The sequence below is a fragment of the Plantactinospora sp. ZYX-F-223 genome (genome assembly GCF_039649625.1).
Taxonomy (GTDB): domain Bacteria; phylum Actinomycetota; class Actinomycetes; order Mycobacteriales; family Micromonosporaceae; genus Plantactinospora.
Map to the genome: position 1 here is coordinate 1 of NZ_JBDJAV010000108.1, position 7,484 is coordinate 7,484.

Sequence of the window (7,484 nt, forward strand, 5' to 3'; positions counted from 1 at the left end):
CGTACTCGGCAGGCCCGCCGCCCCCGAACCGGCGGGCCTCAGGTGCCGAAGTCGAATCGGGGACTGTCCCGGCTCAGGATCGCGGTCGTCGGTTCGACCGACCAGAGCGTGGCCAGTTCGTCCGCCAGCGCGGCGGTGAGCTTCGGAACGTCGACCGGTGCCGAAGCGTGCAGCGCCTCGACGACGATCAGGACCTCGTCGGTGCCCTCCCGGACTGCCGAGTAGCCACTCTGCCGGTTGGTCCAGCGCCGGGCGTGGGCCCGACCGACGGCGTCGGCGAAGACGACCTCACCGGCGCCCGGATTCTGCGGCTCACCGGAGAAGGTCAGGTAGGTCTCGGTGCCGTCGGCCGGCCGTACCTCGATGCCTCCGGTGATCCGGGCGGTGTCGAAGACCGCGACCGGGATCGCGTAGCCGAGCGAGCCGGCGTTGCAGAGGTCGATCAGCGGATGGATCCGGGGCAGCGATCCCTCCCGGGCGAAGCGCCGGAGCAGCGCCTCCGCGGCGCACCGGTACTGCGTCGGCTTCAGGCCCATCCGGGAGAAGGCGCGGCGCCAGGCCCGGATCTCGGGCTGCTCGGCGGCCGGGCCCGTGACCAGGCGGGTCTCGGCGGCGGCGGTGAACGTGGCGATCACCGGGTCGACCGCCGGGCCGAGTGCGGTTCCCCGGGCGAGCCCGGTGGCGGCGACGACCCCGGCCACCAACTCGGGATGATCGGACCAGATCTGGGTCGAGTGCTGGAAGTACACGTGTCACCCCGTCGTTCGTACGCCCTCCGACGACCTGCGGCGGCGGTGTCGGTCCGCCCACTCTGCCCGGCACAATGGCCTGATGGACAGGGCCAAACAGGAAGCAGTCGACCGGTCCATACCCTCCGGCTCCGACTTCCTCCAGCTCGACATCGGGGAGGCGCCGGCCGGCGGGCGGGCCGACTGGCTCGCCAACCGGTTGCGGTCGGCGATCTCGGACGGCCGGGTACCGGTGGGCGGGCGCTTGCCGGCGACCCGGGTACTCGCCGCCGAGCTGGGCGTCTCCCGGGGCGTGGTCACCGAGGCGTACCAGCGGCTCGTCGAGGACGGCCACGTCACCGGCCGGGGCCGGGGCGGGACGGTCGTCGTCTCCGCCCCGCTCGACGCGCCCGCCGTGCCGTCCCCGTCCACCGGCACCCCGGCACCGGGCGCCGGGCCCTTCGCCACCGGCACCCCAGCAGCGGCCGCCGGACCCTTCGCCACCGATCCCCGCCCCGACACCTTCGACTCGCTCCGCGCCGCGCCGGCCCGGATCGACCTGACGCCCGGGGTACCCGATCTCGCCGCCTTTCCCCGCGCGGCCTGGCTGCGGGCCGAACGCGCCGTGCTGCACGACCTGAAGCCCGGCGACTTCGGCTACGGCGACCCGAGGGGTGCGCCGAGGCTGCGGGTGGCCGTCGCGCACTGGCTGGCCCGCAACCGGGGGATCGGCGTGGACCCGGACGACGTGCTGGTGGTGGCCGGGGTCGCGCAGGCGCTGACCCTGCTCGGACAGGTGTTGCCCGGGGACGGGGTGCGGACGGTGGCGGTGGAGGACCCGGGCTCGCTCGGGGTGCGGCAGCAACTGCGGAGCTGGCAACTGGCGACGCCGCCGATCCCGGTCGACGCCGGTGGGCTGCGCGTCGACGAGCTGGTGGCCAGCGGTGCCCCGGCGGTGATGCTGACCCCGGCACACCAGTTCCCGACCGGGGTGGTGCTGGACGGTGCCCGGCGGCGCGAGCTGATGCGCTGGGCGGCCGACGGCGGGTTGATCGTGGAGGACGACTACGACGCCGAGCACCGGTACGACCGGCCGCCCGTACCGGCGCTCCGGGCCGTGCTGTCCGAACAGGTCTGCTATGCCGGCAGCGTCTCCAAGCTGCTCGCCCCCGCCCTGCGGGTGGGCTGGCTGCTCGCGCCGAGCCGGTACCGCGCCGCCCTGGTCGACGCCAAGCGGACCGCGGATCTCGGCAACGCCGCGCTGCCGCAACTGGTGCTGGCCGAGCTGATCGAGTCGGGGGCGCTGGAGCGGCAACTGCGGTTCCTCCGGCGTCGCCACGTCCGGCGCCGGGACGCGATGATCGCCGCGATCCGGACCCACCTGCCGGACGCGGTCGTGCACGGCGCGGCGGCGGGACTGCATCTCATGATCACCTTTTCCAGCGGCGTCGACGACGTCGAGCTGGCGACGGCGGCGCTGGCCCGGGGCGTCAAGGTGCAGCCGCTCTCCTGGCACCGGCAGCGTCCCGGCCCGCCCGGACTGGTGCTCGGCTACGCCGCCAACACCACCGCCGAGATCTCCGACGGCATCGCCGCCGTCGGCGCCGTACCGCGCTGACATGATCGAGGCTGTCGAAAGGAGTGCGACGTGGTGGACGCGACGCAGGTGACGGACCCGTGCTGCCAGCATGCCGAGGGACCGGTGTGGGATCCCCGGACGGGCCGGCTGTTGTGGGTGGACATGCTGGCCGGTGACGTACTGACGATGACGCCCGGGACGGCGCGGGTGGACCGGCACCACGTCGACACCGTGGCGGCGGTGGTCCGGCCCCGGGCCGGTGACGGCTACCTGGTCGCGGTCGAGCGCGGGTTCCTGTTCACCGACGCGCAGCTCCGGCCGGTACGCCGGCTGCCCGACCTCTGGACCGGTTCGGACCTGCGGATGAACGAGGGCGGCGTCGATCCGGCCGGCCGGTTCTACTGCGGCTCGATGGCGTACGACACCCGGCCGGGTGCGGCGGCGCTCTACCGGCTGGACGCCGACCTGGTGGCCCGGCGGGTACTCGCCGACGTCACCATCTCCAACGGCATCGCCTGGTCTCCCGGCGGCACCCTGGCGTACTACGTCGACACCCCGACCCAGCGCATCGACGTCTTCGACTACGACCCGGACGAGGCGATGCTGACCGGCCGGCGGCCGTTCGTGCGGATCGAGCCGTCCGACGGCGCCCCGGACGGGCTGACCGTGGACGCCGAGGGCGGGGTGTGGGTCGCGCTCTGGGGCGGCGGCGAGGTGCGCCGCTACGCGCCGGACGGCCGGCTCGACGTACGGATGACGCTGCCGGCCCGCCAGGTCACCGCCTGCACCTTCGGTGGGCCGGAGTTGCGGGACCTCTACGTCACCACCTCGCGGCTCGGCCTGGCCGACCCGGAGCCGGCCGCCGGGGCGCTGTTCCGGGCCAGTCCCGGGGTCGCCGGGCTGCCGGTCACCCCGTTCCAGGACTGAGCCGCCGCCCCGGGCGGTCACCTGAGGTTGCGCCGGCGAGTTGAGACTTTCAGCCCTCGTGACGGAGGCTCGTGGTCGAAGAGTTTAAACATCGAAGTTCAACGATACAGTTGAGGGAATGAGTGTCGTTGAATCTCCGGCGCAGAGTGCGCCGATCGCCGAGTGGATCCGGGTCACCGGAGCCCGCGAACACAACCTCGCGGCCGTCGACGTCGAGATCCCCAAGCGCAGGCTGACCGTCGTCACCGGCGTCTCCGGGTCGGGGAAGTCGTCGCTGGTCTTCGAGACGATCGCCGTCGAGGGCCAGCGACAGATGACCGAGATGCTGCCGATGTTCGTCCGCAACTTCCTGCCGAGTTCCGCCCGCCCGGCCGTCGACCTGATCGAGCACCTGCCGGCGACGGTCGCGATCGACCAGCGACCGCTCACCGGCGGGCCGCGGTCCACCGTCGGCACCATCACCGACATCGCCCCGCTGCTGCGGCTGCTCTTCGCCCGGGTCGGCGAGCCGTTCGTCGGCTACCCCGACGCGTTCTCGTTCAACATGCCCGCCGGGATGTGCCCGGAGTGCGAGGGCCTCGGCGAGGTCACCGACGTCGACCTGGCCGCCTTCCTCGACCCCACCCGGTCGCTCAACCAGGGGGCGCTGCTCGCCCCGACCTTCAAGGTGGGCAGCCGGGACTGGCACCTGCTCGTCGCGTCGGGCCGGCTCGACCCGGACAAGCCGGTGTCGGCGTACTCCGAGCGGGAACTCGACGACCTGCTGTACGCCACCGACGGCACGGTGCCGTTGGAGGTCGCCGGGTCGACGCTCAACCTGAGCTACGAGGGCGCGGTGGTGAAGTTCCGCCGGCGGTACCTCGACCAGCAGTCCGAGCCGGCGGAGCGGACCCGGCGGATGGTGCGGGACTACACCACCACGGTCCCGTGCCGGGCGTGCGGCGGCAGCCGGCTGTCGCCGCTGGCGCTGTCCAGCCGGGTCGGCGGGCACACCATCGCCGAACTCTGCGCGATGGAGGCGGAGGAGCTGCTCGGCGTACTGGCCGGGCTGGAGGTGCCGGCGGCCAAGCCGGTGCTGGACACCCTGGTTGCCCAGGTCGGGCACCTCGTGGAGATCGGGCTCGGCTACCTGAGCCTCGACCGGCGTACCGGCACGCTCTCCGGGGGCGAGTCCCAGCGGGTCAAGATCGTACGACACCTCTCCAGCAGCCTGAACGATTTGCTGTACGTCTTCGACGAGCCGAGCGTCGGGCTGCACCCCCGGGACGTGCACCGGCTCACCAACCTGCTGCGCACGCTGCGGGACAAGGGCAACACGGTACTGGTGGTCGAGCACGACCGCGACGTGATCGCGGCGGCGGACCACGTCCTCGACCTGGGGCCGGGTGCCGGTACCGCAGGCGGCCGGGTGGTCTACGCCGGCGGGGTCGGCGCGCTGGCCGGGGCCGACACCCTGACCGGCCGGGCGATGACCCGGGGCACCCGGCTGAAGGAGGCGGTACGCACCCCGACCGGGGTACTGCCGATCGTCAACGCCCGCACGCACAACCTGCGCGACCTCAGCCTCGACATCCCGGCCGGTGTGCTCACCGTGATCGCCGGGGTGGCCGGCGCGGGCAAGTCGAGCCTGGTGGGCGGCGCGTTCCGGGTCCAGCATCCGGAGGCGGTGATCGTCGACCAGTCGATGCCGCACGCCAACCGCCGGTCCACCGCCGTCACCTACACCGGGGTCGCCGACCAGATCCGGGCCGAGTTCGCCCGGGCCAACCGGGTCAGCCCGGCCCTGTTCAGCGCCAACTCCTCGGGTGCCTGCACCACCTGCGCGGGGCTGGGCGTGGTGCAGACGGACTTCGGCGCGCTGGAGGGCGTCTCGCTGGTCTGCCAGACCTGCGACGGCCGCCGGTTCTCCGACGAGGTGCTGGGCTACCGGCTGCGCGGGCGGACCATCAGCGACGTGCTGGAGATGACTGTCGCGCAGGGGCGGGAGTTCTTCGCCGGCAACCGCCGGATCGCACCGGTGCTGGCGGCGATGGCCGACGTCGGGCTGGACTACCTGCGGCTCGGCCAGCCGCTGACCAGCCTCTCCGGTGGCGAGTGCCAGCGGATCAAGCTCGCCACGCACCTGCACGGCGGTGCCCCGGCGTACGTGCTGGACGAGCCGACCACCGGGCTGCACATGGCGGACGTGGGGCGGCTGCTGGGCGTACTGGACCGGCTGGTCGACGAGTACGCGGCGACCGTACTCGTGATCGAGCACAACCTGGACGTCGTCGCGCACGCCGACTGGGTGGTGGAACTCGGTCCGGAGGGCGGCAGCCGGGGTGGCCGGGTGCTGTACCAGGGTGAGCCGCGCGGCCTGGTCGAGCGGGACGGCTCGCCGACCGGCGTGCACCTGCGCCGGGCGCTCGGTGTCGCGGAGGTGACGGCATGACCCCGGTACCCGACGAGGACCGTCGCCGGTTCGCGGCCGACGTCGCCGAGACCGCCGGGGCGGTGGCCGAGCTGCTCGGCGCGTACCAGTTGCGGCCCGGCACGCCGTTCCCGGTGGCCGAGGTGCTGCCACCGCTGACCGTGCGGCACCGCGCCCTCCAGGCGGCGGTCGACGGGTACCCCGGACCGCTGTCCGTGGACCCGACCGGCCGGCCCGAGCCGCTGGGCCAGGAACTCGCCGGCCTGATGAGCTGGCTACAACTGCTCCAGGTGATCTACCGAGGGCTGGACGACATCCCGGAGCCGCTGCGGGTCACCGCCGGCCGGAGCTTCTCGGCCGCGCACCTCGCCGCCCGCCGGGTACGCGACCGGGCCCGCCGGCTGGCCGGCTGACGACTCCCGGCCGGCGCACGCCCGGTCGCCGGTCGACGCCTCGGTCTGCTGCCGCAGCCGCTACGCCTCGATCCGTTCCTTGCCGAACCGGATGATGAGCCGGCTGACCACCGCCGCGTAAACGATCATCAGCACCGCGAGCAGCGGCATCAGGGCGAGCGGCGGCGGCACCAGGGCGACGGCGCCGACCAGCCCGATGGCGACCGCTGCGATCCCCAGCCGCAGCGGTGGCACGGTGCCCAGCGCGATACGTTGCAGGGCCAGGCCGCCGACCATCCAACTGGCCAGCGAGACGGCCAGCAGCAGGCGGAGCATCTGGGGCAGGTCCTCCCGGCCGGCCCCGACCTCGCGGACGGCCTGTCCCAGGCACCAGCCGAGCAGCAGCAGTGTGCAACCGATCGCACCCTGCACGGTCGCGTAGCCGAGGCCGGCGCTCAACCGCGAGGTGGTCAGCCCCATGGTCACGAAGGTGGTGTAGACCCACCACACCGACGCGGGAATGAGGAACGCGGTTATCCCCACCACGACGACCGCCGGCGACGGCCGGGTCGGCACCGCGCCGATCAGGTCGGTCAGGCTGACCCCGAGCAGGATGATGGTGAACTGCCCGATCCGCTCCGGCAGGTGCGACGGATGGACGGGATGCTGGACCAGCCAGCGGCGGCCGAGCCATGGGGTCAGCAGTTCGACGACCAGCCCGATCAGCCAGAGCATTGGACGGTGGCGCGCCGGTACGGCGAGCGAGGCGACCCAGAACACCAGGCCCGCGCTGAACCCGATGAAGTAGACGGTGGTCAGCCGGCGTGCGGTGGCGCCGGTGCCGCGGACCCGCAGGTAGAGCACCAACAGGGTGCCCCGGACCACGAGGTAGCCGATCGGCAGCAGCAGGGTCTCCGGAGCGTCCCTGACGCCGATCGCCATGATGCCCGCCCCGACCATGCCAAGGAGTACGACCAACCGGTGGCCGAGGTCGTCGGGGTCGAACCGGGTGTCGTAGAACGCCTGCCCGACCCAGGCCCACCAGACGATCACGAAAAGGCCGGCGGTCCGGAGGATCTCGTCGACGTCGGGTACCGCATCGGTGAGCCGGTTCTGCACGGCGGCGAGGGCCAGTACGAAAACCAGGTCGAAGAAGAGTTCGAGCCAGGAGGCGTGCCGCGCCTCCTCCTCGCCGGGCAGGGACTCGGGATCCAGCCCCCAGCGCTGGATGATCCGACGCGGCCGGATCACGCCGTGCCCCCGCCGCCGGTCCGACCCGCCGGGCCTGGTACGCGGTGCGGCCTCCAGCTCACAGGCGGTAATCCTCCCGCGCGCGGTGGGTCGGGTGTGGTGGATCGGCGAATTCCGTTCGTCCGGCGGATCGGCGGCAGACCTGCACCGAGCAAGCGCTAATATGCTCGGCTTTTTCCATAACTATCCCTTTTATG

General features: G+C 72.9%; 6 protein-coding genes. 4 read left to right on the plus strand and 2 right to left on the minus strand.

Annotated elements, in window-relative coordinates; translation table 11 throughout:
• Positions 1 to 38 precede the first annotated feature (38 nt).
• On the minus strand, positions 39 to 749 hold the full coding sequence (locus AAH979_RS42110) for a phenylalanine--tRNA ligase beta subunit-related protein (RefSeq protein ID WP_346263713.1): 711 nt from the start codon (positions 747 to 749) through the stop codon (positions 39 to 41).
• 82 nt (positions 750 to 831) lie between these two features.
• On the opposite strand from AAH979_RS42110, the gene AAH979_RS42115 reads away from it, so the two are divergent.
• The 4 genes from AAH979_RS42115 to AAH979_RS42130 all read left to right on the plus strand — a co-directional run bounded on the left by AAH979_RS42115 (position 832) and on the right by AAH979_RS42130 (position 6,057).
• Positions 832 to 2,346, plus strand: coding sequence for a PLP-dependent aminotransferase family protein (locus AAH979_RS42115; RefSeq protein ID WP_346263714.1), 1,515 nt, complete (start codon positions 832 to 834; stop codon positions 2,344 to 2,346).
• A gap of 30 nt (positions 2,347 to 2,376) precedes the next feature.
• Entirely contained in the window at positions 2,377 to 3,234 is an 858-nt protein-coding gene (locus AAH979_RS42120; RefSeq protein WP_346263715.1) for an SMP-30/gluconolactonase/LRE family protein, read from the plus strand.
• A 118-nt stretch (positions 3,235 to 3,352) separates the two neighbouring features.
• The gene (locus AAH979_RS42125; RefSeq protein WP_346263716.1) at positions 3,353 to 5,665 is read left to right on the plus strand and encodes an excinuclease ABC subunit UvrA; all 2,313 of its coding nucleotides are present in this window, start codon (positions 3,353 to 3,355) and stop codon (positions 5,663 to 5,665) included.
• Positions 5,662 to 6,057, plus strand: coding sequence for a hypothetical protein (locus AAH979_RS42130; protein ID WP_346263717.1), 396 nt, complete (start codon positions 5,662 to 5,664; stop codon positions 6,055 to 6,057). Before AAH979_RS42125 ends, AAH979_RS42130 begins: the two co-directional genes overlap by 4 nt.
• Positions 6,058 to 6,117: 60 nt before the next feature.
• On the opposite strand, the gene AAH979_RS42135 is transcribed toward AAH979_RS42130, so the two are convergent.
• Positions 6,118 to 7,287, minus strand: coding sequence for a low temperature requirement protein A (locus tag AAH979_RS42135; protein ID WP_346263718.1), 1,170 nt, complete (start codon positions 7,285 to 7,287; stop codon positions 6,118 to 6,120).
• Between the last annotated feature and the right edge of the window lie 197 nt (positions 7,288 to 7,484).

Coding starts and splice junctions, on each gene's coding strand:
- AAH979_RS42115 (WP_346263714.1), top strand. CDS start 832: ATGGACAGGGCCAAACAGGAAGCAGTCGACCGGTCCATACCCTCCGGC.
- AAH979_RS42125 (WP_346263716.1), top strand. CDS start 3,353: ATGAGTGTCGTTGAATCTCCGGCGCAGAGTGCGCCGATCGCCGAGTGG.
- AAH979_RS42130 (WP_346263717.1), top strand. CDS start 5,662: ATGACCCCGGTACCCGACGAGGACCGTCGCCGGTTCGCGGCCGACGTC.